The sequence below is a fragment of the Arthrobacter sp. efr-133-R2A-63 genome, assembly GCF_030209795.1.
GTDB classification, from domain to species: Bacteria; Actinomycetota; Actinomycetes; order Actinomycetales; family Micrococcaceae; genus Arthrobacter; species Arthrobacter bambusae_A.
Genome location: NZ_JARVRG010000004.1, coordinates 97,010 through 123,093 on the forward strand (window position 1 = coordinate 97,010; position 26,084 = coordinate 123,093).

Here is a 26,084-nt window from a genome sequence, read left to right on the forward strand (position 1 = left end):
CCTCGCCTGCGCGTCGTTGGTGGGTTCGGCGTGACTGCGGTTCCAGCCCTGCGACCGACGGCAGCCGTTTTACACGTTCCAGTGGTAGTGCCCGTTCTTGTCGGCGCCCTTGCCGCCGCAGACGTAGCTCCGGCCATTTGCCGCAATCCCTTGCATGCCGACGTCGGCATTAGGGCAAAAGGCTCCGGGGATTATCCCTTGGACCGTGTTCGGCGCTGCGGGCGGCTGGGCAGCGGGACCAGGGTCTGCGGGCGCCGCCGGTGCGGCTGGTACAGCAGGCGCCGGCGCCGGTACTGCGGGTGCCGGTGCAGCCGGGGCTGGTGCGGCGGGCGCTGGTGCGGCGGGCGCTGGTACGACGGCGACCGGCGTCGCCGACGGCGGAGCAGCGGCCGCCGTCGTGGGGGCCTCAGGAGAAGGCGACGACGAAGAAAATGCCGCATTGACGCTTTCGCTTGGCGACGCCGTAACCGTGGCCACCGCTGATTCGCTTGGCAAGTGGCGCACTTCCGACGCCGGTGCGCCGCACGCGGCCAGCGCCAAGCCGACGATTGCGCCGATGACGGCACGCTGAATGGAACGGGTTGAGACCATGATTCCCCCAAATAGGCCAGTGAATTGAGAAAAGACTAGGCCTGCATACGGGGGAAAGCGAGACTAACCGGCTGTTTTTGGGAACCAGACGACGGTGGCGCGCTCGCCGTCGTCGGACACTCCGGCAGGTTCATCGCCAAGCGGTTGGCCGTGCGCCAATCCGGACCATTGGTACTCTCCGCCTGGGTGAATCTCCGGGAAATCCGATACCTCGCCCTCGCTGCGTTCCTTGTCGCGGGGACCGCCCTCATAAGTGAATTTCTCGCCCATGCACCTCAACGTAGCCCCCGGGGCGAGGCCTGGATACCCCCTCCACCCTGCCAGCGGCCCATGCGGACCCACGCCGGAGTTCCTGCCCCGAAGGGTTCAGTGATGGAGAATTAACTGACATAAGCCCCGAATCGCCTTGAATCGGGGCCTATGTCATGTTGCCTTGGATCAAGAAACCACTTGGACGTCCTTGAATGATTGCATCTCGATAACAAACTTTACCGGCGGGAAACTTTCGACCCAAACATCCGTTCCGGGCGCTAGGCTACTGCTCATGTGAGACGAGCCACAAGCCTGCTGAGGGGGTTGTGGCAGTCTGCCGGAGTCAACAGCGCCGGCTTTTTCCACTCAAAAAAATAGGAGGCGGAATGCGTTTCGGACGTACTTCCAAAGCAGTGGGTATTGCGGCAATCGCCGTGATGGCACTGAGCGCCTGTGCCGGCAATTCCGGTGGCAATACCCCATCCACCGGAGCAGCTGCCAAGACGGGTGGCACGGCCACTGTGGTCGAGGTCAACGCTTTCAACACGTTCAACCCCAACACAGCCGATGGCAACACTGATATCAACTCCAAGATCAGCTACGCAACGCACTCGGGCTTCTACTACATCGACAACAAGCTGAACGTCGTTCACAACGACAAGTTCGGCACGATGGAGAAGGTCTCGGACAACCCGCTGACCGTCAAGTACACCATTAACGATGGCGTGAAGTGGTCTGACGGCACTCCGGTTTCCGCAGCTGACCTCCTCTTGCAGTGGGCAGCCTTCTCCGGTTACTACGACGACGCCGACACCAAGGCCAAGACGGGTACGTCCTACTTCTCTTACGCCGGTGACAACACCGGCTTGAGCCTGACGGACTTCCCGGAGATCAGCAACAACAACAAGACCCTCACGCTCAAGTACTCCAAGCCGTTCGCCGACTGGGAGATCGTGCTGGGTGGTCCCGGCATTGACGTTCCTGCACACGTCCTTGCCCAGAAGGCTGGCCTGAAGGACACCCAGGCCCTGATTGACTTCTTCAAGAGCAAGCCGCGCGGAAACCCCAAGGCGCCACTTCCGACGGACCCGAAGCTGAAGGCAATGTCGGACATGTGGAACACCGGCTTCGATACGAAGACGCTTCCCGCGGACCCGACCCTGTTCCTCTCCAACGGCCCTTACATCGTGAAGAGCATGAACCAGGACCAGTCCCTCACCATGGTCCGGAACAAGGACTACAACTGGGGGCCGACTCCGAACCTTGACGAAATCACCGTCCGGTACATCGGTTCGGCACCGGCCCAGGTCCAAGCCCTCAAGAACGGCGAGGCGGACATCATTGCCCCGCAGGCTTCCGCTGACACTCTCGACCAGTTGAAGGCACTCTCCAGCCAGGGCGTTACCGTCGACCAGGGCAACCAGTTGGCCTTCGACCACCTGGACCTGAACTTCTCGGGCCCGCTGGCCGACCAGAATGTGCGTACCGCCTTCATGAAGACCGTGCCCCGCAAGGACATCGTCAACAAGATCATCGGCAAGCTTGACCCGAACGCGAAGCCGCTGGATTCCCAGATCTTCGTACCCCAGCAGGCTGCGTACGCTGATTCCGCCAAGAACAACGGCTCCTCGGCCTTCCAGGACGTGGACATTGATGGTGCCAAGAAGCTCCTGAACGGTGCTACTCCGGAAATCCGCATCATGTACAACAAGGACAACCCGAACCGTGTTGACGCCTTCTCGCTGATCCGCGAATCCGCCACCAAGGCCGGCTTCAAGATCGTCGACGGCGGCCTGGGCGCCTCTGACTGGGGCAAGGCCTTGGGCAAGGGCGGCTATGACGCCACCATCTTCGGTTGGATCAACCCGGGTGTCGGCGTGTCCGGTGTTCCGCAGATCTTCAAGACCGACGGTGGAAACAACTTCAACCAGTTCAGCAACACCGACGCGGACAAGCTGATGGAGCAGCTCGTGGTCACTACGGACCGCAGCAAGCAGGATGACCTCCAGAAGCAGATCGACAAGAAGATCTGGGACAGCTCCTATGGTCTTCCGCTCTTCCAGTCAGTGAACGTGGACGCCTACAGCGACCGCATCACCGGCGTGAAGCTCATGCCGAACCAGACGGGCGTTTGGTGGAACTTCTGGGAGTGGGCTCAGAAGTAAACCTTGCTCGCTGAGCTAAATTACCTGCCAAGGCGCCGGGACCGACGTATCATGGTCCCGGCGCCTTGGTTGGTGCACCGGCATATTGTCTGCTTCCCACAACCTCATCCAGGGAACGGGCACGATTCTGCGATGGGCGCCGGCGAACCCGGGCCTGGATTTCGAGGTTCCTCACCATGTTGACCTATATAGTCCGGCGGTTGATTACCGCCGCGTTCATTCTTCTCGGGGCATCGTTCCTGGTGTATCTCCTGACAGCGTCGTCCGGAGATCCCCTGGCCGAGTTCCGGGCCAGCAGCGCGCCGAACCGGCAAGCGCTGATGGATGCCCGCATCGATCTGCTTGACCTCAACACGCCACCGCCATTGCGCTACTTCAAGTGGCTCGGCGGTGCGGCCCAATGCATTGTGCCGTTCGGAAACGCCTGCAACCTCGGCAAGAACATCGCCGGGCAGCCCATTACCGAAGCTCTCGGCTTTGCCCTGGTTCAAACGCTCACGCTCGTCACGGGCGCTACGATCCTGGCCATCCTGATCGGCATTTCCCTCGGCATCGTCACAGCACTCCGCCAGTACAGCGCGCTGGACTACGGCGTGACGTTCATGGCGTTCCTTTTCTTCTCGCTGCCGATCTTCTGGGTTGCCGTCCTGCTGAAGGAATTCGGCGCCATCGGCTTCAACGACTTCCTTCGAAATCCGGAAATACCGCCGACCGTCGCTTTGGGGATCGGTGCCGTCCTTGGCGTTATCGGCGCCGTGGTTGTCGGCGGCGCGGCCAAACGCCGGCTCATCGTCGGCGGGTCGGTCTTTGTGGCCGTCTCCCTCATCCTTTTCTATTTCTCCCTCACGCAGTGGTTCCGCAATCCCGGTTTGGGCCCTGTCGTCATTGCCATTCTTGGAGTGGGAATTGCCTTCGGAGTCACCGTCCTGGTTTCAGGACTCAAGAACCGCAAGGCCCTCCAGTCAAGCCTGATCGTGGTGGGCATCGGCGTGATCGCCTACTTCGCGGTCCAACCGTTGCTCAACGATGCGACCGGGCTCATGATTTTCCTGCTTGCCATCGCCACCATCCTTGTTGGACTGGCGGTCGGGTACTTCATGGGCGGCTACGACCGCGGGCAGTCAATGCGTGCCGCCGCGATCACCGCTTTCCTGGTGGGAGCGCTCGTTGTGATGGACCGCTTCATGCAAGCGTGGCCGTCGTACTTCAACAACAGCAGGGTTCGCGGACGCCCCATCGCCACCATCGGTGCAGGAACCCCGAACATTCAGGGTGACTTCTGGATCATGTCCACCGACACGCTGACCCACCTCGTGTTGCCAACCATCGCCCTCATCCTGGTGTCCCTGGCCAGCTACACGCGATTCACGCGCTCGTCGATGCTGGAAATCATGAACATGGACTACATCCGGACGGCGCGGGCCAAGGGCCTGAGCGAACGGTCCGTGATCATGGGCCACGCATTCAGGAACGCCCTGATACCGATCGCAACGATCGTAGCCTTCGATATCGGCGCGTTGATCGGTGGCGCAGTCATCACGGAATCGGTGTTTTCCGTCCGTGGCATGGGCTTCCTGTTCATTGACGGACTGCAACGCTCGGACGTGAACCCGGTTATGGGTGTCTTCCTGTGCGTTGCCATCACCGCAATGGTCTTCAACCTCGTAGCGGACCTCGCGTACTCCGCTCTCGACCCACGCGTAAGGATCAAAGCATGAGCCAGCCAACCCAAGAGGAAGAAATCCTGGCACAACAGGCGCTTGCCGAAGCCGCAGGCGCCGAGGCCGGCAGCGAAGCAACCGGAGGCCTCAGCCAAGGCCAGATTGTCCGCAAACGGTTCTTTGGCCACACCGGAGCCCTGATCGGGCTCGCAGTGTTCGCCGCGATCTTCCTGCTCGCCTTCACTTCCGTGGGTGCCTTCGGCATACCCGGGTGGTGGAAGTACAACCACACGGATGTTTCGCCCCTCGTCAATGATGGCGTCCCTACGTCGTCGTTGTGGCCCCTGGCTTGGGGCGAGCACCCGTTCGGCCAGGACCGGATTGGCCGCGACCTGTTTGCCATGACCATGCGCGGCGCCCAGCAGTCCATCACCGTCATGGTCCTGATTGGTGCCATCGCGGGGGCGGTCGGCGCAATCGTCGGTGGCCTTGCCGGCTATTTCCGCGGCTGGGTGGAAGCCATCCTGATGCGCCTCACCGACGTCATCATCATCATCCCGGTGTTGCTCCTCGCGGCCGTGGTTGGCCAGATTGCCAACCGCAGGGATGAAGGCAGCTGGATTGCAAGCTTTGCTTCCAACAACGGCGTCGTCATTCTCGGCGTCTTCCTCGGCTTCGTCCTCTGGGTGGGCCTCGCCCGCCTGGTCCGCGGAGAGTTCCTGACCCTGCGCGAGCGGGAGTTCGTGGACGCAGCCAGGATCTCCGGAGCGTCGAACGCAAGGATCATCTTCAAGCACATCCTCCCCAACGCCGTCGGTGTGTTGATCGTTAACGTGACCCTGACGATGTCCGCGGCGATCCTGCTGGAGACCGCCCTCAGCTACCTGGGCCTCGGGGTGAAGGCTCCCGACACTTCGCTGGGCCTGTTGGTTGCCCAGAACCAGGAAGCCTTCGCCACACGGCCGTGGCTGTTCTGGTTCCCCGGCCTGTTCATCATCCTCATCTGCCTGAGCATCAACTTCATCGGTGACGGCCTGCGGGACGCCTTCGATCCGCGGCAGAAGAAGTTCAAAGCGAAGAGCGCCGTCGAAACCACAAGCCACTCCAGCACGACGGCGCCGGTTGCCGATGCCTCGAAAGGCAGCTGAGTGCGACCTGTCCGGGAAAACCTCCTACAGGAAGACCGCCCAGTAACTGGCCGCGGCCAGGACCACCGTGGCCGCTATCCGGAACCATCCGACGGCGACCGTCACCAGGGCGTCCTCGGCCCGGCCGGGTTCCACGCGGCCGGCCTCCACGAGGTCCTGCCAGCGGGTGCGGACGAGGACTGCAGCGGCACCGGAATCGGTGTTCTTGAGGTCCCCGGGGCGAACCGAGCTGCCGGGGCCGTACGTGGTGCCCGGGAGTCCTTTGAGGTGTTCGGGGCGGGCATTGCGCCCGCCCCAGATTCCCGGTGCGGGAGCAGCCCACGCCGGGTACTTCTTGCGCGGCGTCACCAGCGTGAGGGCGTAGCGGGTATCAACTTGCACCAGTGCGTCCCAAGGAACATCGATGGTCCGGTAGGGATTCTCCAGCGCGACGCCGGAATCCCGGACCACCACCACCGGGCGCCAGAAGAGCAACCAGCCAAGGAACGCTACGAAGAGCAGGGGAGCGGCTCCCGGAAGGGCCCGCGGCCCGCCTGCCACAAGCGTGACCACCACTCCGAAAACCGCAACGGCCCAGCAGATCCAAGCAAACAACTTGCTGGTGCGGGCCTTGAAGATTTCGACATTTCCGGCATACGGCTCTCTGCTCATGCCCCTAATAATTCAGGATTCCGGGCTACTTCACTAATCACCCCTTGGAGGGTGGCCCGGGTGGAAGGGAAGACCCAACATGACTGACAACGCCAGCCCCGAACCGGAGGCTACCCAGCTCGAAACCGAGTCGGACAGGAGCACGCGCGGGGCCATGGTCCTGGAAGTACGCGATCTCAGCGTCGACTTCGGCGTAGACAAGAAATGGGTTCCTGCGGCCATCGGACTGAACTACGAGGTCAGGGCCGGCGAGGTCCTCGCCATCGTCGGTGAGTCCGGTTCCGGCAAGAGCGCCAGCTCCATGGCCCTGCTCGGCTTGCTGCCCAGCAACAGCCGCGTTCGGGGAAGTGTGAAGCTTTCGGGCAAGGAATTGCTCGGCGAAAAGTCGGGCAACATCCGCGAGGTCCGGGGCAAGGACGTCGCCGTGATCTTCCAGGAGCCCATGACCGCGCTCAACCCTGTGTACACCGTGGGTGCGCAGATCGTCGAGACGCTCCGGCTGCACAACTCGATCTCCCCGGATGAAGCAAGGCAGCGGGCCGTGCGCATGCTCGAGCTGGTGGAACTTCCGGATCCGGAGAAGGCATTCAAGTCCTATCCGCACCAGCTCTCCGGCGGCCAGCGGCAACGGGCCATGATCGCGCAGTCATTGTCCTGCGATCCCAAGCTCCTGATCGCAGACGAACCCACTACTGCGTTGGACGTGACGGTCCAGGCCGAAATACTGGATCTGATGCGCAACCTGCGCAACAAGCTGGACAGCGCAATCGTCCTGATCACGCACGACATGGGCGTGGTGGCAGACCTCGCCGACCGGATCGCAGTGATGCGCAAGGGCGTCATCGTGGAGAGCGGCACTGCGCAACAGATCTTCAGCAACCCGCAGCACGAATACACGCAGGCTCTTCTGGCCGCCGTTCCCCACCTGGGACAGGGGGCGGACAGCACCGACGTCGACGTTACCGCGGCATTGGCCGCGGCAACCCACGCCGAGCTGGAATCGGTCGATCACGACGAGCTGGTCCGCCGGGAGCGCGAGAACCAGACTGCTTTGAAGGCAGCGGCGGAAGAAGCGTCCAGGCCCAAGGGTGAACCGGTGCTTGAGCTGGTCGACGTGGCCATCGAGTACCCCAAGCAGGGCAGGGTTCCGGCGTTCCGTGCTGTCGAGGGGGCCAATCTCGTGATCTACCCCGGTCAGGTGGTGGGTCTCGTCGGGGAGTCCGGTTCGGGCAAAACGACCATTGGACGCGCCGCCGTCGGGCTCTTGCCCGTAGCCGAAGGCAGCATGCGGGTGGTGGGGCAGGACATTTCCGCCGCCAAGCGCAATGGAAAGCAACTGCACCAAGTGCGGCGCGACATCGGCATGGTGTTCCAGGATCCGTCGTCGTCGTTGAACCCTCGGCTGCCCATCGGTGAGAGCATCGGCGAGCCGATGTTCCTAGCGGGGGTGGCGAAGGGCGTCAATCTGCAGAAACGGATTGAGACCCTTCTGGACCAGGTGGAACTGCCGCGCGGCTACCGCAACCGGTATCCGCATGAATTGTCAGGCGGCCAGAAGCAGCGCGTCGGCATTGCCCGGGCGCTGTCGCTGCAGCCCAAGCTCATGGTCGCGGATGAGCCGACGTCGGCGCTGGACGTTTCGGTGCAGGCAAAGGTCCTGGAACTCTTCCAGAACCTGCAGAGGGAGCTGGGGTTCGCGTGCTTGTTCGTCACGCACGACCTCGCCGTGGTTGATGTGCTCGCGGACCGGATCTGCGTGATGCAGCGAGGCCGGATCGTGGAGCAAGGCACCCGGGAACAGATCCTCCGCAATCCGCAGGAGCCCTACACGCAGAGGCTGCTGGCCGCGGTGCCGCTTCCGGACCCCGAGAAGCAGCGCGAGCGTCGGGAACTGCGCGCGCAGCTCATGGCGGCGGGCATCGAGTAGCAATCCGGAGGCGTTCCCGGCGGCACGAACCGACCGGCGCAACCGCAAGAGAGTCTCCGTCGCCATAGGCGGCGGGGGCTCTTTTTCGTGGGTGTTCTTGTGTTTGTTTGAGGCGCCGGGTGTGTCTGTTGTACCCCTTTGGGGTGCCATAAATAGCCCAACATTCCGGGGAAAATCAGGGATCAGGCATGTCGAGTCTAGCAACGCAGGGCTCATTGCGTGAAATGACTGCTTCATTTACGTGAAATGACTGCTTCATTACTAAAACTGTCAACTGCACACTTCGTTCTTCACGCCAATGGGATTCCATATTTCGGACAAGCTGTGGTTAGGATTACACATCCATGTAGGCCGCGTCACAGGATATTTCTGTGCCTGGCCCCGGGGGCAGCTATGAGTTGCCCTGACCCATCCCCCTGAATCCCTAGGAGGCGGAATGCGTTTTTCGCGCACTTCCAAAGCTCTTGGCTTGCTGGCAGTCGCCGCACTTGCCCTCACCGGATGCGGCAGCGCCGGCGCCGGAAGCAGTGCAGCAACCGCTGCCGGCGATCCGAACAAAATCATCACCGCATACAGCAATGAACCCCAGCACCCCCTGCTCCCGTCCAACACCAACGAGGTGTACGGTGGCCGCGTTGTCGACCTCCTGTTCGAAGGCCTGACCAGCTACGACGCCAATGGCAAGTCCGTGAACGCACTCGCGGAGTCCATTGACACGACTGACGGCCAGAACTACACCATCAAGGTCAAGAAGGGCGCCAAGTTCACCAACGGCGAGGCAGTTACTGCCAAGAGCTTTGTTGACGCTTGGAACTTCGCAGCCCTGAGCACCAACGCCCAGGCCAGCAGCAGCTTCTTCGAATCCATCGAAGGCTACGACGCAGTCAGCGCCGTAAAGACGACCAAGGGCGCGGACGGCAAGTCAACGTCGACTCCCGCACCGACCGCCCAGACGATGTCCGGCCTCGTGCTGAAGGACGATTCGACCATCACGGTCAAGCTGGCCCAGCCGGAAGCCGACTGGCCGCAGCGCCTCGGCTACTCCGCCTTCATGCCGCTTCCGGCTGACGCCCTGAAGGACCCGAAGGCCTTCGGCGAAAACCCCATCGGCAACGGCCCGTACAAGATGGCCGCGAAGGGTGCCTGGCAGCACGACAGCCAGATTGCCCTCGTCAAGAACCCTGACTACCAGGGCAACCGTATGGCCAAGAACGGTGGCGTGACCTTCAAGTTCTACACCGACCCGGCTCCGGCTTACACGGACGTCCAGGCCAACAACCTTGACGTGACCGACGTCCTGCCGACGAACGCCCTGAAGACCTACACCACGGACTTCCCGGACCACAACCTGAACAAGGCTTACGCAGGCAACGCGACCCTGAACATCCCGAACTACCTGCCTGAGTTCCAGGGACCGGCCGGCCAGCTGCGTCGCCAGGCCATCTCCATGGCGATCAACCGCGATGAGATCACCAAGGTCGTCTTCAACGGCACCCGCATCCCGGCGAAGGACTTCACGTCGCCGTCCATCGACGGCTACAACGACAACGTGGCCGGCTCCGACGTCCTGAAGTTCGACGCCGCGAAGGCCAAGGACCTCTGGTCGAAGGCAAACGCCATGAGCCCGTGGCCCGCCGGCAAGGTTCTCCAGCTCGCGTACAACACCGATGGTGGCAACAAGGAATGGATTGACGCTGTTGCCAACAACCTGAAGAACAACCTCGGCATCCAGGCAGAAGGCCAGCCGTTTGCGAAGTTCGCAGAGATCCTGAACCTCCGCACGGCGAAGACCCTCCCGGGCTTCACCCGCGCAGGCTGGCAGGCAGACTACCCGTCGCTGTACAACTTCCTCGGCCCGCTGCTGAAGACCGGTGCCAGCGCCAACTACGAGGGTTACAGCAACCCTGACTTCGACAAGCTGCTGACCGAGGGCCTTGCATCCAAGTCCACGGACGACGCCAACAAGAAGTTCACCCAGGCACAGGAAATCCTCTTCAAGGACCTTCCGAACCTGCCCTTGTGGTACCAGGCCCGCCAGGCCGTATGGAGCCAGAACGTCAGCAACGTCGACTCCGGCTGGAACGGCGTCCTGCTGTACTACAACATCACCGCAAAATAGTCCTTCTGGACTTGTTCCAAGCTCGTTAGCGTATGGGGGTCCGGCCACAAACCGGGCCCCCATGCCTTGATTCGGCACGAAAGCTGTCCCCAATGAATCCCTATATTTCCAAGAGCGTCCAGGAACCGTTGCTGTGACCCAGTACATCCTCCGGCGTTTGCTGCAGGTCATCCCCGTGTTCCTGGGAACCACCCTGCTCGTGTACTTCATGGTCTTTGCCCTCCCGGGCGACCCCATCCGCGCCCTGTTCGGCGACCGGCCGCCCAGCGAGTCCGTCATTGCCGCGCTGCGCCAGCAATACAACCTCGACCAGCCGTTCTGGGTCCAGTACGGGCTGTTCCTCAAGAACCTCTTCACCTTCAACCTAGGGGTGGACTTCACCGGCCAGCCAATCGCCGCCACCCTTGGCCGCGTTTTCCCGGTCACCGCCATGCTCGCGGTCGAGGCCCTTGCCATCCAGGCCGTCTTCGGAGTGGCCTTCGGCCTGATTGCCGGCCTGCGCAAGGGGAAGATCTTCGACTCCACCGTGCTGGTCGCTTCCCTCGTCGTCATTGCCGTCCCGACGTTCGTCCTGGGCTTCGTGCTCCAGCTCGTCGTTGGCGTGCAGCTCGGCTGGGCCAAGCCGACCGTTGGATCCAACGCGGATTGGGGCACCCTGATCCTTCCGGCGACGGTTCTTGGCCTCGTGTCCTTTGCCTACGTGCTGCGCCTGACCCGCGCCTCGGTCATTGAAAACATGAACGCCGACTACGTCCGCACCGCAACCGCAAAAGGCCTTTCCCGCCCCCGCGTGGTCCTGGCCCACATCCTGCGAAACTCCATGATCCCCGTGGTCACCTACCTGGGCGCGAACCTGGGTGGCTTGATGGGCGGCGCGATCGTCACCGAAGGCATCTTCAACGTGCCCGGCGTCGGCCAAAAGCTCTACCAAGCCGTGATCCGCAGCGAAGGCCCCACCGTCGTCGCCATTGTCAGCGTGTTGGTACTGGTCTTCGTTGCCGCCAACCTGTTGGTCGACCTCCTCTACGCCTGGCTTGACCCCAGGATTCGCTATGAAAAGTAGATCCGATATGAAAAGTAACCGTCAGATCGAGCACTACGTTGCCCCTATCGACGAGACACCGCTGCTCGCGACCGATACCCTCAAGGTCGACGCAGCACCCCTGAGCCTGTGGGCTGATGCCTGGCGGAAGCTCCGCCGTCGGCCGCTCTTCATCATCTCGGCGCTCATGATTCTCCTGCTCCTCGTCGTCGCGTTCTTCCCGGGCCTGTTCACACAGACAGCCCCGAACGACAACTGTCAGCTGGCCGACTCCCTCGGGGGTCCCTCGGCCGGCCATCCCCTGGGATTCACCTTCCAGGGCTGCGACATCTACTCCCGCGTCATCCACGGCACGCAGGCATCCTTGACCGTCGGCGTCGTCTCCGTCATCTTCGTGCTGATCATCGGAGTTACGCTCGGCGCGCTGGCCGGCTTCTTCGGCGGCTGGGTTGACACCGTCATTGCCCGCATCGGCGACATCTTCTTCGCCTTGCCTTTGGTCCTCGGCGCACTGGTAGTCACCCAGCTCCCGTTCTTCCGCGAGAACAAGAGCGTCTTCACGGTGGTCATGGTCATCGTGATGCTCGGCTGGCCCCAAATGGCCCGCATCACCCGCGGCGCGGTGATCGAGGTCCGCAACGCGGATTTCGTCACCGCCGCACGCTCACTCGGCGTCTCCAAGATCGGCACGCTGGTCCGGCACGTCGTACCGAACGCGCTTGCGCCGATCATCGTGCTGGCCACCATGGAGCTTGGCGTCTTCATCGTGACGGAAGCAACGCTGTCCTTCCTCGGCATTGGCCTGCCCGGCAGCATCATGTCCTGGGGTAACGACATTTCCGCAGCGAAGGACACGTTGCGCACCAACCCCGAGGTGCTGATGTTCCCCGCAACCGCACTGTCCATCACGGTCCTGAGCTTCATCATGCTTGGCGACGCGCTGCGTGACGCCCTTGATCCCAAGAGCCGCAAGCGATGAAGGAGGCAATCATGTCAACGTCCAACATCACCATCGACGAAGCCGGATCCGAAGAGCGTCCGCTCCTGGAAATCCGTGACCTCGCCATCTCCTTCCAGACGGCGAGCGGCGAATTCCAGGCCGTCAAGAACGCGCACCTGACCATCATGCCCGGCGAGACCGTCGCCATTGTGGGGGAGTCCGGTTCGGGAAAGTCGACGACGGCGCTTGCCGCCATCGGCCTCCTGCCGGAGAATGGCAGGGTTTCCGGCGGGCAGATCCTGCTCGACGGCGAGGACATTTCCCATGCACCGGAACGGCGCATGATCGAGCTGCGTGGCAACACGATCGGCATGGTTCCGCAGGATCCGATGTCCAACCTGAACCCGGTCTGGAAGATCGGCTACCAGGTGCGCGAAACACTTCGCGCCAACGGCAAGCCCAGCGGTCCTGCCGACGTCGCCCGCGTCCTGGGGGAAGCCGGCCTGCCGGACTCCGCTCGCCGCGCCAAGCAGTACCCGCACGAATTCTCCGGCGGCATGCGCCAGCGTGCCCTGATCGCCATCGGCCTGTCCTGCCAGCCCCGCCTCCTGATCGCGGATGAGCCGACGTCGGCCCTGGACGTGACCGTGCAGCGGCAGATCCTGGACCACCTCGAAACCATGACGGCGGAACTCGGTACGGCTGTCTTGCTCATCACCCACGATCTTGGCCTTGCTGCCGAGCGCGCGGACAAAGTGGTGGTCATGTACCGCGGCAACGTGGTGGAGGCTGGTCCTTCGCTCGAATTGCTCCGCAACCCGCAACACCCCTACACCCAGCGGTTGGTGGCCTCGGCCCCGTCCCTCGCTTCCAGGCGTATCCAGGCTGCCAAGGCCGAGGGAATCCAGACCGAAGAACTCCTGGCGCCCACCGACGTCGTGGCCGAAAAGGCGTTGTCCGACGACGTCCTGAAGGTCGAGAGCCTCAGCAAGATCTTCAAGCTGCGCTCAGGAGTGGGCAAGGCAACGGACTTCAAAGCGGTGGACAACGTCTCGTTCAACGTCAAACGCGGGACGACGACGGCGATCGTGGGGGAGTCGGGTTCCGGCAAGTCCACCGTGGCCCAGATGGTCCTCAACCTGCTTGCACCGACGTCGGGCCGGATCGTGTTCGACGGCGTGGACACTTCCACCCTGAACAGCCGGGAGATCTTCAAGTTCCGGCGCCGCGTTCAGCCGATTTTCCAGGACCCGTACGGTTCGCTTGACCCGATGTACAACATCTTCAGGACCATCGAGGAACCGCTCCGGACCCACAAGATCGGTGACAAGGTCAGCCGCGAGAAAAAGGTCCGGGAACTCCTGGACCAGGTGGCGCTGCCGCAGTCCACGATGCAGCGGTACCCGAACGAACTCTCCGGCGGCCAAAGGCAGCGTGTCGCGATCGCGCGGGCGCTGGCCCTCGACCCCGAAGTGATCATCTGCGACGAGGCGGTCTCCGCCCTCGACGTCTTGGTTCAGGCCCAGGTACTGAACCTCCTGGCCGAGCTGCAGTCCAATCTTGGTCTGACGTACCTGTTCATCACGCACGACCTCGCCGTCGTGCGGCAGATCGCTGACCATGTCTGCGTGATGCAGAAGGGCAAGCTCGTGGAGACGGGCAGCACCGACGACGTCTTCGATTCGCCGCAGCAGGACTACACCAAGGCCCTGCTTAACGCGATCCCGGGTGCCAGCCTCATGCTGCCGCCCGTGGTGGCCTGACGGGTTTGACGCCCGTCTGCTAAGCGCCAGTTTGGCGGGTAGAAGAGCCGGTACCACTTCCGTGGGGGGAAGTGGTCCCGGCTCTTTTGCTGTTTCCGGCGCGTCTCGGAGCTCGCTGCCCATTGTGATGAAGGGCACAATTCGGCGGCCTGGAGGGTGATTTTTAGGCCAATAAATACCACAGCGCTTAGACTCTAGGAAGGTGCCCTGTGTCAAAGGGGCTAATCCGTCGTGCGTTCCGGTTGGAAATGTCGCGATACAACAGCTGACTTCACCACTGAATCGAGCCATTACGCATGTCTGAAACCACCACCAACACCGCCGCGGCCACTGCATCGCGCAGTGATCTGCGCAACGTCGCGATTGTGGCCCACGTTGACCACGGCAAGACCACCCTGGTCGACGCCATGCTCAAGCAGACCAACTCCTTCGCCGAGCACAACCACCTGGAAGACCGCGTCATGGACTCCGGTGACCTGGAGCGCGAAAAGGGCATCACCATCCTCGCCAAGAACACCACGGTTGCCTACAACGGCCCGTCGTCCAATGGCGAGACCATCACCATCAACGTGATCGACACCCCCGGCCACGCCGACTTCGGTGGCGAGGTTGAGCGCGGCCTGTCCATGGTTGACGGCGTGGTCCTCCTGGTTGACGCTTCCGAAGGTCCGCTGCCGCAGACCCGCTTTGTGCTCCGCAAGGCCCTTGCCGCCCACCTGCCCGTCATCCTGCTGGTCAACAAGACCGACCGCCCCGACGCCCGCATCGAAGAGGTTGTCCACGAGTCCATGGACCTGCTCCTCGGCCTGGCCTCCGACCTCGCGGACGAAGTTCCGGACCTGGACCTCGACAAGATCCTCGAAGTACCCGTGGTCTACGCCGCAGCGAAGGTCGGCCGCGCCTCCCTCGAGCAGCCGGCTGACGGCTCGGCCCCGGATAACGAAGATCTCGAACCCCTCTTCAAGGCGATCATCGAGCACATTCCGGCGCCGACCTACAACCCGAACGGTGTCCTTCAGGCGCACGTCACCAACCTGGACGCTTCCCCGTTCCTCGGCCGCCTCGCCCTCCTGCGCATCTACAACGGCACCCTCCGTAAGGGCCAGACCGTCGCTTGGGCGCGCGCCAACGGCGAGCTGAAGAACGTCAAGATCACCGAGCTCCTGGCCACCAAGGCCCTTGACCGCGTGCCGGCGGAGTCCGCCGGCCCGGGCGAGATTGTTGCTGTTGCCGGCATCGAGGAAATCACCATCGGTGAGACCCTGACCGACGCCGAGAACCCGCAGCCGCTGCCCCTCATCACGGTGGATGACCCCGCGATCTCCATGACCATCGGTATCAACACCTCTCCGCTGGCCGGCAAGGTCAAGGGCGCGAAGGTCACAGCCCGCCAGGTGAAGGATCGCCTGGACAAGGAACTGATCGGTAACGTCTCCATCAAGGTTCTGCCTACCGAGCGTCCGGACGCCTGGGAAGTCCAGGGCCGTGGCGAGCTCGCACTGGCCATCCTCGTGGAGCAGATGCGACGCGAAGGCTTCGAACTGACGGTCGGCAAGCCGCAGGTTGTCACCCGGACTGTTGACGGCAAGATTCACGAGCCGATGGAACACATGACCATCGACGTGCCCGAAGAGTACCTCGGTGCGGTCACGCAGCTCATGGCCGCGCGCAAGGGCCGCATGACCAACATGGCCAACCACGGTACCGGCTGGTGCCGCATGGAATTCATCGTTCCTGCTCGCGGCCTCATCGGCTTCCGTACCAAGTTCCTCACGGACACCCGTGGCGCCGGCATCGCTTCCTCGATCTCCGAGGGCTACGAGCCGTGGGCCGGCCCCATCGAATACCGCACCAACGGTTCGATGGTTGCCGACCGCGCCGGCGTCGTCACCCCCTTCGCGATGATCAACCTGCAGGAACGCGGCTCCTTCTTCGTGAAGCCCACGTCCGAGGTCTACGAAGGCATGATCGTCGGCGAGAACTCGCGCGCTGATGACATGGACGTCAACATCACCAAGGAAAAGAAGCTCACCAACATGCGTGCTGCTTCCTCCGACACCTTCGAGAACCTGACGCCGCCGCGCGACCTGACCCTCGAAGAGTCCCTCGAATTCGCCCGCGAAGACGAGTGCGTTGAGGTGACCCCGGATTCCATCCGCATTCGCAAGGTGATCCTGGACGCCAACGAGCGCGCCAAGGCTACCCGCGCACGCGCCAAAGTCTGATCCTGCGCTGATTGCGTACTGACGCACTGAACGGATTGACGCATTGAATAAGGGAGCCACCGGAACGGTACGCGGCATCGCCGCGGCTGTTCCGGTGGCTCTTTTTGCTGCCGTTGCAGGCACCGCACTGCACCGGCAGACGCTCCTCGTTGCCGGCGTCGACGTCTATTGGGGCACCGCGGCAGCATTGCTCCTGCTCGCCTCGCTCCAGCTCCTGCTGGGCGCGTGGTCGCGGTCTTTGCTCCCGACGGCGGTAGCGGGCATTCTTTGTTACGCGACCGTAGGCCTGCTGTCCGCGGGCGGAACCGGCAAGCAGCTGATCGTCGCGGATGTGCCTGGAAATGTGTGGGTCTACGGGAACGCAGGGATCACGTTTGTCATGCTCTTGTGGTGCCGGCGCTACCGGCGTAGGTCGCGCGGCTAGCTAATCTGCGCTCGGGTCCCGGTGGTGGGCGATCAAGAGCGAGGTGGCCTCGCCGTCGTCGTCTGCCGGAAGCCGCATGTATTCTTCGACGACCGCCCGTAACTTGCCCATCATTTCCTGCTGCCGTGCTGCGTTGAACTTGACGCCAAGCCGCCAGATTTCGATGTCCTCGGGTGCGAGTCCGCGGGTTTCCTGGACGAATGTTTCGATCAGGATCGGGGAAATATCGTTGACGGGTGTGCTCCAGGAGGCGCGTGTGGCGATATATGGAACCTCTTTGGCGCCCCTCTTTCCCTTCCGGCCTTCCTGAGGTTCGAGAAAGCCGGTGCGCACCAGGGTCCTGACGTGGTGCAGGCTCGACGCCGGGTTGATGTCCAAGAGCCCGGCAATCTCTTTGTTGGTGCGCGCGTGGTGCAGGCAGAGCCGGAGGATCCTCAGGCGCAAGGGCGAGCTCAAGGCGCGGCCCTTGGCGACCAGGTCGCTGTCGTCCCACGCGTGTTCCGTCATGGAGGCCAGTGTAGCCACCCATAAGTGATTGACATATACCAATCACTGCAGGAAACTGAGCGGGTGAACGCCGGGACCACTGACAACGCTCAGCAGGGCGACAACGCTCTGCAAACTGAGGCGACTCTCCAAAGTGACACAGCTCTTCAAGCTGCCCCGGCTCAGAAGCCGGCCTCGCTTTGGCGGGACCGGAACTTCATGACCTTCTGGTCGGGCCAAGCCGTCAGCCAGCTCGGGGCGCAACTTGGGCAATTGGCATTCCCCGTCCTCGCAGTGACTTTGCTCGGCGCCAGCGAGTTCGAAGTTGGTGCACTCAATGCCGCCGGCCTTGCGGCCTTCCTGCTCATCGGTTTGCCGGCAGGAGCCTGGGTTGACCGCTGGCTCAAGCGTCGCACCATGATTGTGGCTGACCTGGTCCGGACCGCGGCGATGGCCACCGTACCTATACTCTGGTGGGCCGGCATCCTGCAGATCTGGCACCTGTACGCTGTTGCCGCCGTCGTCGGGGCTGCGACGGTCTTCTTCGACGTTTCCTACCAGAGCTACGTGCCCGTGCTCGTGGACGCCGGGAAGGTGCCGCAGGCCAACTCCAAGCTGGAAGCCACCTCCCAGATCGCCCGGATCGGTGGTCCTGCCGCCGGCGGTGCGCTCCTGGTGATCGTTTCCGCCCCGGTGCTGTTCGTCGGGGAGGCGATGGGGTACCTGTTGTCGGCCATCTTCCTGCTCAGAACACGCGACGCGGAAGTCCCCGTGCCCGCGAAGGACCGGCGGCCGCTGGCGAGCGAAATCAAGGAAGGCCTGGTCTTTGTCGTCAGGCATCCGTTGATCAGCAGGGTTGTGGCTTGTACGGGCGGGGTCAACTTCTTCACCACGCTTGCTTTCACTTTGATGCCGGTACTCGTGCTTCGTGAATTGGGACTTGGTCCGGAGGGCATGGGCCTCATCATGGCGGTCGGTGCTGTGGGTGGTCTGATCGGGGCGGTTGCGGCGCCCCGGTTCGCGGCCTGGATCGGCGAGGGGACCGTCATTCCCGTGGCGTCGATGATCAGCTCGCTTTTCCTCCTTCTGGTCCCGTTGTCCGTGCTTGCCCCTGAACGATGGATGTCCCTCGTGATGCTCATCGTCTCGGAGTTCGGGTTCGCCTTCGGAGTCCTGGCGTACAACATCATGCAGTTGAGCATGAGGCAGCGGGTGTGTCCTCCCCGGCTCCTGGGGCGCATGAATGCGTCCATTCGCTTTGTGGTGTGGGGAGTCATGCCGATCGCAGCCCTCGCCTCGGGTCTCCTGGCCGAGAACCTTGGCCTCGTCCCGACACTCTGGATCGGCTGGGCCGGAAGCATTGTTCTTGTTGCGCCGGTGCTGTTCTCCCCGCTGTGGGGAATGCGCAGGCTGCCGGACGAGGTGCACGGCGCCTGACCGTCCCCTTGGGACATGCCCCGCCTTGGCCCGCAGCATTGGACATATTGGCAACATGCTCATTCCTTGGTCTCCACGTGGCGCATGCTCTGCGGTGAGGGGGGCGCATGTCCAGCGCTTGGCCACAGGAGTGGACTGGACGTTTTCCACATAGTGAATAGTGGCGCTTCCGCACCCATGATTCGGCCGGAACGATGGGCACATGGTGAATATTATCGACGTCATTTCAGCGTACGACGGCGTGGCGCGGGCCAAGCATCTTGCTGCGGCCGGGGTATCGCATTTCCAACTGAAATCCGCGTTGGCGAGCGGGCGGATTCTCCGGGTGGCGCGAGGGGTTTATGCGATGCCCGACGCCGATCCCGGCTTGGTTGCCATCCGATCCCTTCCTGCTGAACCGGCCTGCGTTTCCGCGGCCGAGCTGTCCGGGTTGTGGGTCTTGGATCCCCCTCAATTTCCCCATGTGGCCGTCCCTCACAGCCGAAGGTACCAAGGTTTTGTTTGCCATAGAACCGCAACCCCGCCGTCCCTCATGGATTCAGTTGTCCAGGCCCTCCGTTGCCTGCCGGACCTGGATGGGCTTGTCATTGCGGAATCTGCCGTAGCTCTGGGGAGGCTACCGCTCTCTGGCATGAGGATGCGGCTAAGCGGGCGGAACGATGCGCGGGAGCGGAGGCTGGTGTCACAAATTGTTCCCCAGTCACAGTCGATCATTGAGTGCATCGCCCGGTACCTCCTGCGCGAAGCCGGTTTCCATGTGGAATCACAAGTGAACATACGCGGCATGGGGCATTTGGACTTGATGGTGGACGGAAGGCTGGGGATTGAAACCGACGGAGCAGGCTTCCACATGGACAAGCCGAGCTTCGAGGAGGACCGCCGCCGGTGGAATGTCACCACCAGGCTGGGTATTCCCACCTTGGTTGTGAGCTATTCCATGCTGAAGAACCGGCCTCGGGAATTTGTGGCGATGGTCCGCGACACTCTGAGGTCGCTCGACCAGGCCGCGTGATCTCCGCCTAGCTCATCTTCGGCCCCGTCAAAAGGGACATGCCCATCGCTGCGCCTCAGGAACCGACATGTGCCTCGCCCGGGCTTGCGCTGCCGCGGGACATGCCCAGCCCTCCGAGCCAGGAATGGACATATTCGCACTATGTCCAATGGTTTGAGCGGGCGGTGGGCATGTCCAGCGGTTCGAGCGGGAATGGGGCATGTCCGCGTTGGTGGGCAGAGGTGGGTGGGCAGAGGTGGGTGCGCAGAGGTGGGTACGCAGGGGTGGGTACGCAGGGGTGGCGCGGGATTACTCGCGGGCTGTGCGCGGACCACGGCGCGGAGGCGGAGGAGGGACCTCCTTGGCGGCCACTACAAGGGCAAGGGGGATCTCGACATCGGATTGCCGGGTACGGATGGTGCACGCACCATTGACGACGGAGAGCAGGTAGCCGAGGGCATCGGTGAAGCCGTCGTCCAGCCGGTATCGGACAACGACTCGTGTTCCGGATACGGTATTGAGCAGGAAATCCTGGGGCCGGGGCTGATTCACCAGTTCATAGTAAGACGCCCGGCTAGGTTGCTGAGTTCCGGCTGGGGGATAATAGGCTCAGAATTCGATGTACCGGCCACATGGCCGGTGGTACTACCCGGAAACTGTCCGGGACAACTGTGGAGAGGCAAGGGACGTGACCTACGTAATCGCGCAGCCGTGTGTGGACGTCAAGGACAAGGCATGTATTGAAGAGTGTCCTGTTGACTGCATCTACGAAGGCGAACGTTCCCTCTATATCCACCCGGATGAGTGCGTGGACTGCGGAGCTTGTGAACCCGTGTGCCCGGTGGAAGCGATCTACTACGAGGACGACACGCCGGAGGAATGGGCCGACTACTACAAGGCCAATGTCGAGTTCTTCGATGACCTTGGTTCCCCGGGCGGGGCTGCCAAGATCGGCAACACCGGCAAGGACCACCCCTTCATCGCTGCGCTGCCTCCACAGAACCAAGACCACTAAGAACGGTTGCTTCCTTTGATTTCTGCGGCCCCCGCTTTCGGCCTCAACCTGCCCGACTACCCTTGGGAAGCCATGGCACCGTATGTGGCCAAGGCCTCGGAACACCCGGGCGGGGTGGTCAATCTTTCCATCGGAACCCCCGTGGATCCTACGCCGCAGCTGGTTCGCGAGGCGCTCGCCGGGGCCGCCGATGCCCATGGGTACCCGACAGTCCACGGTACGGAAGCACTCCGCGAGGCTGTGTCCGCCTGGTTCGCCAGCCGTCGCGGGGTCCCCGGGATCGATCCGAGGGACATCATGCCCACGGTCGGCTCCAAGGAATTGGTCGCTTGGCTGCCGTTCCTGCTGGGACTCAGCGCGGGTGACGTCGTGGTCCGTCCCACTGTTGCCTACCCCACCTACGACATCGGCGCCATGCTCGCAGGGGCCACCGCGGTCGCCGCGGACAGCCTGGACGAACTGGATTCAGCCACCCGCGCCAAGGTCCGGCTCATCTGGATCAATTCCCCGGGCAATCCCACGGGCAGCGTCCGTGACGTCGAATCGCTCCGGCAGATCGTGGCCCAGGCGCGCGAGATCGGTGCAGTCGTGGCGTCGGATGAATGCTATGCCGAACTCGGCTGGGGTGAATGGGATGCGCAGCGTGGCGGCGAGGCCGTTCCGAGCGTCCTTGATCCGCGCGTCACGGGAGGATCCACGGACGGCCTCTTGTGCGTCTACTCGCTGAGCAAGCAGTCGAACCTCGCCGGCTACCGTGCTGCTTTCGTGGCCGGGGATTCGTCGATCGTGGCAAACCTCGTCAACAGCCGCAAGCACGCAGGCATGATCGTGCCCTACCCGGTTCAGGAAGCCATGCGCGCCGCGCTCGGCGATGCCGGCCACGTGCTTGCCCAAAAAGATCTCTACCGCGGACGCCGCGAACGCCTCGTGCCTGCACTTCAGAACTTCGGCCTGGAGATCCACGAGTCCAAGGCGGGCCTGTACTTGTGGTCCACGGCAGGGGAGGCGACGTGGGACACGGTCCAGCGTTTCGCTGACCTGGGGATCGTCGTCGGGCCGGGAGTGTTCTACGGAGACGCAGGCAACGGTTTCATCCGAGTGGCGCTCACGGGCACCGACGAACGCATCGATGCGGCCGTGGAACGCTTGAACACTGCCCGGTAACAATGCTGTGACTTGCCGCACAGGGCGCGTCATTCCGCCAGTAACCGTAGCTTGTGAATTAGTTTGTCCCGCTTACTGGCGGTAGCTTTTAACTGACTATCAATGGTGGCTTTCTCCATGAAGGCAGTCCGGCCGATGGCACCTGCACCTGCAGGCCCCCGGTTGGAGTCACCAGATGTTGGTTGGATCAAGCTTTCGACCGAGGCCAAGAGCCTCATGAAGGGGACTCCATGACTGAGACCACCAGCGCTACCCTGCGCCATGCCGGCGGAGAGCTCGAACTCCCGCGGATCAAGGTTGTAGAAGGGAACGAAGGATACGACGTTTCCAAGCTGCTGAAGCAGACGGGCGCCGTCGCCTATGACCCCGGCTTCATGAACACCGCCGCCACGACGTCGGCGATCACCTACATCGATGGCGACGCCGGTATCCTGCGGTACCGCGGCTACCCGATCGAGCAGCTTGCCCAGCACTCAAGCTTCCTGGAAGTTTCCTACCTGCTGATCTACGGCAACCTTCCCACACCCACCGAGCTGGACGCGTTTGACCAGCGGATCCGCCACCACACGCTGCTCCACGAAGAGCTCAAGGGCTTCTTCGGCGGCTTCCCGCGTGACGCGCACCCGATGCCGGTGCTTTCCTCGGCTGTCTCCGCGCTGTCCACGTTCTACCAGGACTCCTTGGACCCGTTCAACCCGGAGCACGTGGAAGTTTCCACTATCCGCCTCATGGCGAAGCTCCCGGTCATCGCTGCCTACGCACACAAGAAGTCCATCGGCCAGCCCATGCTGTACCCGGACAACTCCATGAACCTCGTGGAGAACTTCCTGCGCCTGAGCTTCGGCCTGCCGGCAGAGCAGTACGAGCTGGACCCCGTCGTCGTCAAGGCGCTCGACCTTCTGCTCATCCTGCACGCCGACCACGAGCAGAACTGCTCGACGTCGACCGTCCGCCTGGTGGGCTCCTCGAACGCGAACCTGTTCGCTTCCGTTTCCGCAGGCATCAACGCCCTCTTCGGGCCCGCCCACGGTGGCGCCAACGAAGCCGTGCTGAAGATGCTGCGTCAGATCCAGGCCGACGGCATCAAGCCTGAGGAATACATGGAGAAGGTCAAGAACAAGGAGGACGGCGTCCGCCTCATGGGCTTCGGGCACCGGGTCTACAAGAACTACGATCCCCGCGCGAAGATCATCAAGGCGACCGCGCACGAGATCCTGGGCAAGCTCGGCGGAAACGACGAGCTCCTGGACATCGCGATGCGCCTCGAAGAGAAGGCGCTGGCCGATGATTACTTCATCCAGCGCAAGCTCTACCCGAACGTCGACTTCTACACCGGCCTGATCTACAAGGCCATGGGCTTCCCCGAGAAGATGTTCACCGTGCTGTTCGCCATCGGCCGGCTCCCCGGCTGGATCGCCCAGTGGCGCGAAATGATCAACGATCCCCAGACCAAGATCGGCCGTCCGCGGCAGCTCTACACCGGAGAGCCGGAGCGCGACTACCCGGCAGTCTAGTCCCCACCGGCTCCCAGGCCTCGCAAGCTCGGCCCGGGTCCCTCGCCGGTGTGGGCCCTGTCAACGCGGGGTCACTTACGGTCCGTCCCAAGGGACATCATGGGCCGTAAGTGACCCCGCGTTGCTTTAAGAGCTGTAGCCGAGGGGGTTGTTCTTCTGCCACCGCCAGTGGTCTTCGCACATCTGGTCCACGGTCTTCGTGGTGGACCAGCTCAGGTCGGCCAGGGCGGAGGAGGCGTCCGCCCAGAACGCGGGCAGGTCTCCGGCGCGGCGGCCTGTGATCTCATACGGCAGCGGGTGCCCGACGGCCTGTTCGAACGCGTGGAGCATCTCCAGCACGGATGTACCCTTGCCGGAGCCGAGGTTCCAGCGGTGCACGCCGGGGCGTTCCGCAACGTAGTCCAGGGCGGCGACGTGGCCCTCCGCGAGGTCGACGACGTGGATGTAGTCCCGCAGGCAGGTGCCGTCCGGGGTGTCGTAGTCTCCACCGAAGACCATGAGCTTGTCGCGGCGGCCGACGGCAACTTGGGCGATGTACGGAACCAGGTTGTTGGGGATGCCCTGCGGGTCCTCGCCGATACGGCCTGAGGGGTGTGCACCCACCGGGTTGAAGTAGCGCAATAGAGCGATGTGCCAACGTTCGTCCGCGGCGCCCAGGTCCGTGAGGATGTCCTCGACCTGCTCCTTGGTACGTCCATAGGGGTTGTTGGCCCCGATCTCCATCTTCTCGATGTAGGGGATGGGGTTGTGCTCGCCGTATACCGTTGCCGAAGAACTGAAGACGATCGAGCGGACCCCGTGCTTGTCCATGGCGCGCAGCAGGTTCAGTGTGCCCACGATGTTGTTGTAGTAGTAGTTCAAGGGTTCCTGCACGGACTCGCCAACCGCCTTGAGCCCGGCGAAGTGGATGACGGCGTCGATGCTGTGCTGGTCGAACACGGCCTCAAGCGCGGCCTCGTCCACCAGGTCCACCTGATGGAATGCTGCGGTCTTTCCCGCCAGTTCGCCGACGCGGCGCAGGGATTCTTCGCTTGAGTTCACGAGGTTGTCCACCACGACCACTTCGTGTCCGGTTTCCAACAGGGACAGGACGGTGTGCGATCCGATGTAGCCGGTGCCACCCGTGACAAGAATTCTCATGCAAGCAACGGTAGTCGAACTTGGTGCGTGCCCGCTCAGTGTTGCGTAGGCCACAGTCGCGCGGTCCCGTGTGCCGGACGACATGGTTCAAGCACGTTTGTGCTAAAAAGATTTGTGCCCAAGATTGTCGATGCCGAAGCCCGGCGCCAAGAAGTAGTCGAAGCCGTCTTCAGGATCATCGCCTCGGATGGCCTCGAGCGGGCCTCCTTGCGGGAGGTGGCCGACGAAGCCGGGCTGGCCGTTGGTTCGGTCCGCCACTACTTTGCCAGCAGTGACGAATTGCTGGTCCATTCCTTTGCCGTGGTCATCGACAGGATCGCCGGGCGGCTGGACGAGGCGTTCGCCGTCGTCGAATCCCTGGACAATGGGTCGGCGGAACACGACGCCGCCGTGTTAACCCTGCTGGGTCAATTCCTTCCGCTCGACGAGGAACTGGCCGTCGACGCCTGCGTGTGGATGGCATTCCGGCACGCGGCCCGGATCCGTCCGATGCTCGAGCCGGAAGCCGCACGCAGCCACCGTGCCGTGGCCGCCGTCGTCGGCCGCTTGGTGATGCGGCTGATGCCCGACGGCGGCTCCGGCCAGGAGCGTCTGGTGACCGAGGCCGAGCGCCTTCTGGCGACCCTCGACGGACTGTGCATGCACGCCTTGCTGCAGCCCGAATGGATGACGGCCGAGGTGTGCCGCGACGTTCTGACCGCACATGTGGACAGTCTTGTTGCGGTGCCTTCCAACCGTTAACGTCGCGCCTCTTCGGGAATAGACTGGAACTCTGAGTGGGCACCTGCCAAGGGAGGCAATCGGATGCATGACACAGGCGGTCAGGGGTGGCGGATCACAATGGACACCTCCGGACCGATGCTCATTGCCTTGTATCTGAGAGACGTTGCTGGATTGGACGGAGCCGGGACGCCGACGTTGTCCCACGCCACACCTAAAGTCAGGCAGGCGGACCACACGCACCTCACCGCCGAGGTAGGCGGAGTGCCGGCCCTCAAGACCGAGTGGGAGGCGTGGTGGGAGCGGCTGCTGAGGGCGTATCCGGATGCCGCGCCCGAGCTTTCACCCCCGGGATTCAACGCTTTCGGCAATTCGCCGGCCCTCCGCCGGGTACTTCAGGCACACTTCGGTGCCGCCCTCACATGGGCCCGTGAACGCCTTGAAGAGTACGAAAAACTCGAGGCTGAACGCGAAGCGAGCGGCGCCACGCTGCTTCTGGGCGATATGGTGGAGGACCGGCTGCTCGAAGTCGGCCGGAGTTCCCGGGACTTTCAGTTGACGATCATCGAGTTGCCCCTCAACGAGCCACGGGCCTGGTACCTTGAGCCGGACAAGATGATCATGAGCCACCGGCTCTTGTCCGAACCGGACATCTTCCGCAGCTACGTCCAGCCAGTGGTCGAACTACTGGCCTGAGGCCGGCAGCCGG

Annotated in this window: 23 protein-coding genes; 18 read left to right on the plus strand and 5 right to left on the minus strand. The window is 62.9% G+C overall.

The features are described from left to right. Positions 1 to 205: 205 nt before the first annotated feature. Positions 206 to 571, plus strand: a complete 366-nt coding sequence (locus QRN45_RS01105) for a hypothetical protein (RefSeq protein ID WP_284762217.1) — start codon at positions 206 to 208, stop codon at positions 569 to 571. An 83-nt stretch (positions 572 to 654) separates the two neighbouring features. Here QRN45_RS01105 and QRN45_RS01110 read toward each other — a convergent pair whose 3' ends face one another. Then, complete coding sequence (locus QRN45_RS01110) at positions 655 to 861, minus strand: hypothetical protein (RefSeq protein WP_284762218.1); 207 nt, start codon at positions 859 to 861, stop codon at positions 655 to 657. Positions 862 to 1,229: 368 nt separating this feature from the next. On the opposite strand from QRN45_RS01110, the gene QRN45_RS01115 reads away from it, so the two are divergent. The 3 genes from QRN45_RS01115 (at position 1,230) to QRN45_RS01125 (ending at position 5,817) form a co-directional block, all read left to right on the plus strand. After that, positions 1,230 to 3,008 (plus strand): ABC transporter family substrate-binding protein, encoded by a 1,779-nt coding sequence (locus QRN45_RS01115; protein WP_284762220.1) that lies wholly within the window; start codon positions 1,230 to 1,232, stop codon positions 3,006 to 3,008. A 176-nt stretch (positions 3,009 to 3,184) separates the two neighbouring features. Then, a complete protein-coding gene (locus tag QRN45_RS01120) occupies positions 3,185 to 4,726 on the plus strand; it encodes an ABC transporter permease (protein WP_241710024.1) in 1,542 nt (513 codons plus the stop codon). Beyond that, positions 4,723 to 5,817 (plus strand): ABC transporter permease, encoded by a 1,095-nt coding sequence (locus QRN45_RS01125; protein ID WP_078108281.1) that lies wholly within the window; start codon positions 4,723 to 4,725, stop codon positions 5,815 to 5,817. The genes QRN45_RS01120 and QRN45_RS01125 overlap by 4 nt, the downstream gene beginning before the upstream one ends. A 24-nt stretch (positions 5,818 to 5,841) precedes the next feature. Here QRN45_RS01125 and QRN45_RS01130 read toward each other — a convergent pair whose 3' ends face one another. Next, positions 5,842 to 6,468: a PH domain-containing protein gene (locus QRN45_RS01130; protein WP_241710023.1), complete on the minus strand. Its 627-nt coding sequence runs from the start codon at positions 6,466 to 6,468 to the stop codon at positions 5,842 to 5,844. Between the two features lie 79 nt (positions 6,469 to 6,547). Here QRN45_RS01130 and QRN45_RS01135 point away from each other — a divergent pair, with 79 nt between their 5' ends. The 7 genes from QRN45_RS01135 (at position 6,548) to QRN45_RS01165 (ending at position 16,908) form a co-directional block, all read left to right on the plus strand. Next, positions 6,548 to 8,395 carry an ABC transporter ATP-binding protein gene (locus QRN45_RS01135; protein WP_284762222.1) on the plus strand — a complete coding sequence of 616 codons (1,848 nt, stop codon included), beginning with the start codon at positions 6,548 to 6,550 and terminating at the stop codon, positions 8,393 to 8,395. A gap of 436 nt (positions 8,396 to 8,831) precedes the next feature. Further along, entirely contained in the window at positions 8,832 to 10,514 is a 1,683-nt protein-coding gene (locus tag QRN45_RS01140; RefSeq protein WP_241710021.1) for a peptide ABC transporter substrate-binding protein, read from the plus strand. Positions 10,515 to 10,647: 133 nt separating this feature from the next. Then, complete coding sequence (locus QRN45_RS01145; RefSeq protein WP_059387472.1) at positions 10,648 to 11,577, plus strand: ABC transporter permease; 930 nt, start codon at positions 10,648 to 10,650, stop codon at positions 11,575 to 11,577. A gap of 7 nt (positions 11,578 to 11,584) precedes the next feature. Continuing rightward, positions 11,585 to 12,535, plus strand: coding sequence for an ABC transporter permease (locus QRN45_RS01150; protein ID WP_078108285.1), 951 nt, complete (start codon positions 11,585 to 11,587; stop codon positions 12,533 to 12,535). Between the two features lie 11 nt (positions 12,536 to 12,546). Then, positions 12,547 to 14,259: a dipeptide ABC transporter ATP-binding protein gene (locus tag QRN45_RS01155; protein WP_241710020.1), complete on the plus strand. Its 1,713-nt coding sequence runs from the start codon at positions 12,547 to 12,549 to the stop codon at positions 14,257 to 14,259. A gap of 296 nt (positions 14,260 to 14,555) precedes the next feature. Beyond that, complete coding sequence (typA, locus tag QRN45_RS01160; protein WP_078108286.1) at positions 14,556 to 16,484, plus strand: translational GTPase TypA; 1,929 nt, start codon at positions 14,556 to 14,558, stop codon at positions 16,482 to 16,484. 43 nt (positions 16,485 to 16,527) lie between these two features. Next, positions 16,528 to 16,908: a hypothetical protein gene (locus QRN45_RS01165; RefSeq protein WP_241710019.1), complete on the plus strand. Its 381-nt coding sequence runs from the start codon at positions 16,528 to 16,530 to the stop codon at positions 16,906 to 16,908. Here the strand turns inward: QRN45_RS01165 and QRN45_RS01170 are convergent, their stop codons facing one another. After that, positions 16,909 to 17,415 (minus strand): helix-turn-helix domain-containing protein, encoded by a 507-nt coding sequence (locus QRN45_RS01170; RefSeq protein WP_241710018.1) that lies wholly within the window; start codon positions 17,413 to 17,415, stop codon positions 16,909 to 16,911. It lies immediately after the preceding gene. A 198-nt stretch (positions 17,416 to 17,613) separates the two neighbouring features. Here QRN45_RS01170 and QRN45_RS01175 point away from each other — a divergent pair, with 198 nt between their 5' ends. Beyond that, a complete protein-coding gene (locus QRN45_RS01175; RefSeq protein ID WP_241710017.1) occupies positions 17,614 to 18,831 on the plus strand; it encodes an MFS transporter in 1,218 nt (405 codons plus the stop codon). Between the two features lie 202 nt (positions 18,832 to 19,033). Beyond that, on the plus strand, positions 19,034 to 19,843 hold the full coding sequence (locus QRN45_RS01180) for a type IV toxin-antitoxin system AbiEi family antitoxin domain-containing protein (RefSeq protein WP_284762223.1): 810 nt from the start codon (positions 19,034 to 19,036) through the stop codon (positions 19,841 to 19,843). A 288-nt stretch (positions 19,844 to 20,131) separates the two neighbouring features. Here the strand turns inward: QRN45_RS01180 and QRN45_RS01185 are convergent, their stop codons facing one another. Further along, the gene (locus QRN45_RS01185; RefSeq protein WP_284762224.1) at positions 20,132 to 20,374 is read right to left on the minus strand and encodes a putative acetyltransferase; all 243 of its coding nucleotides are present in this window, start codon (positions 20,372 to 20,374) and stop codon (positions 20,132 to 20,134) included. A 136-nt stretch (positions 20,375 to 20,510) separates the two neighbouring features. Between QRN45_RS01185 and fdxA the strand changes: the two genes are divergently transcribed. From fdxA to QRN45_RS01200, 3 genes are all read left to right on the plus strand, one after another. Further along, entirely contained in the window at positions 20,511 to 20,837 is a 327-nt protein-coding gene (fdxA, locus tag QRN45_RS01190; protein WP_018776555.1) for a ferredoxin, read from the plus strand. Between the two features lie 15 nt (positions 20,838 to 20,852). Next, positions 20,853 to 22,001, plus strand: a complete 1,149-nt coding sequence (gene dapC / locus QRN45_RS01195; RefSeq protein WP_284762225.1) for a succinyldiaminopimelate transaminase — start codon at positions 20,853 to 20,855, stop codon at positions 21,999 to 22,001. A 230-nt stretch (positions 22,002 to 22,231) separates the two neighbouring features. Next, on the plus strand, positions 22,232 to 23,515 hold the full coding sequence (locus QRN45_RS01200) for a citrate synthase (protein WP_059387479.1): 1,284 nt from the start codon (positions 22,232 to 22,234) through the stop codon (positions 23,513 to 23,515). A 126-nt stretch (positions 23,516 to 23,641) separates the two neighbouring features. Here QRN45_RS01200 and galE read toward each other — a convergent pair whose 3' ends face one another. Next, positions 23,642 to 24,655 carry a UDP-glucose 4-epimerase GalE gene (gene galE, locus QRN45_RS01205; RefSeq protein WP_241710014.1) on the minus strand — a complete coding sequence of 338 codons (1,014 nt, stop codon included), beginning with the start codon at positions 24,653 to 24,655 and terminating at the stop codon, positions 23,642 to 23,644. A gap of 114 nt (positions 24,656 to 24,769) precedes the next feature. On the opposite strand from galE, the gene QRN45_RS01210 reads away from it, so the two are divergent. Further along, complete coding sequence (locus tag QRN45_RS01210; protein ID WP_241710013.1) at positions 24,770 to 25,396, plus strand: TetR/AcrR family transcriptional regulator; 627 nt, start codon at positions 24,770 to 24,772, stop codon at positions 25,394 to 25,396. Between the two features lie 63 nt (positions 25,397 to 25,459). Then, positions 25,460 to 26,071 carry a hypothetical protein gene (locus QRN45_RS01215; RefSeq protein WP_241710012.1) on the plus strand — a complete coding sequence of 204 codons (612 nt, stop codon included), beginning with the start codon at positions 25,460 to 25,462 and terminating at the stop codon, positions 26,069 to 26,071. Positions 26,072 to 26,084 lie beyond the last annotated feature (13 nt).

What these genes read in the sequence shown, in the direction of transcription:
- QRN45_RS01215 (WP_241710012.1), top strand. Translation starts at nt 25,460, where the DNA reads ATGCATGACACAGGCGGTCAGGGGTGGCGGATCACAATGGACACCTCC.
- QRN45_RS01150 (WP_078108285.1), top strand. Translation starts at nt 11,585, where the DNA reads ATGAAAAGTAACCGTCAGATCGAGCACTACGTTGCCCCTATCGACGAG.
- typA (WP_078108286.1), top strand. Translation starts at nt 14,556, where the DNA reads ATGTCTGAAACCACCACCAACACCGCCGCGGCCACTGCATCGCGCAGT.
- QRN45_RS01130 (WP_241710023.1), bottom strand. Translation starts at nt 6,468, where the DNA reads ATGAGCAGAGAGCCGTATGCCGGAAATGTCGAAATCTTCAAGGCCCGC.
- QRN45_RS01135 (WP_284762222.1), top strand. Translation starts at nt 6,548, where the DNA reads ATGACTGACAACGCCAGCCCCGAACCGGAGGCTACCCAGCTCGAAACC.
- QRN45_RS01180 (WP_284762223.1), top strand. Translation starts at nt 19,034, where the DNA reads ATGGTGAATATTATCGACGTCATTTCAGCGTACGACGGCGTGGCGCGG.
- QRN45_RS01175 (WP_241710017.1), top strand. Translation starts at nt 17,614, where the DNA reads ATGACCTTCTGGTCGGGCCAAGCCGTCAGCCAGCTCGGGGCGCAACTT.
- QRN45_RS01170 (WP_241710018.1), bottom strand. Translation starts at nt 17,415, where the DNA reads ATGACGGAACACGCGTGGGACGACAGCGACCTGGTCGCCAAGGGCCGC.
- QRN45_RS01200 (WP_059387479.1), top strand. Translation starts at nt 22,232, where the DNA reads ATGACTGAGACCACCAGCGCTACCCTGCGCCATGCCGGCGGAGAGCTC.
- QRN45_RS01140 (WP_241710021.1), top strand. Translation starts at nt 8,832, where the DNA reads ATGCGTTTTTCGCGCACTTCCAAAGCTCTTGGCTTGCTGGCAGTCGCC.
- galE (WP_241710014.1), bottom strand. Translation starts at nt 24,655, where the DNA reads ATGAGAATTCTTGTCACGGGTGGCACCGGCTACATCGGATCGCACACC.
- QRN45_RS01155 (WP_241710020.1), top strand. Translation starts at nt 12,547, where the DNA reads ATGTCAACGTCCAACATCACCATCGACGAAGCCGGATCCGAAGAGCGT.
- QRN45_RS01115 (WP_284762220.1), top strand. Translation starts at nt 1,230, where the DNA reads ATGCGTTTCGGACGTACTTCCAAAGCAGTGGGTATTGCGGCAATCGCC.
- QRN45_RS01125 (WP_078108281.1), top strand. Translation starts at nt 4,723, where the DNA reads ATGAGCCAGCCAACCCAAGAGGAAGAAATCCTGGCACAACAGGCGCTT.
- QRN45_RS01120 (WP_241710024.1), top strand. Translation starts at nt 3,185, where the DNA reads ATGTTGACCTATATAGTCCGGCGGTTGATTACCGCCGCGTTCATTCTT.
- QRN45_RS01110 (WP_284762218.1), bottom strand. Translation starts at nt 861, where the DNA reads ATGGGCGAGAAATTCACTTATGAGGGCGGTCCCCGCGACAAGGAACGC.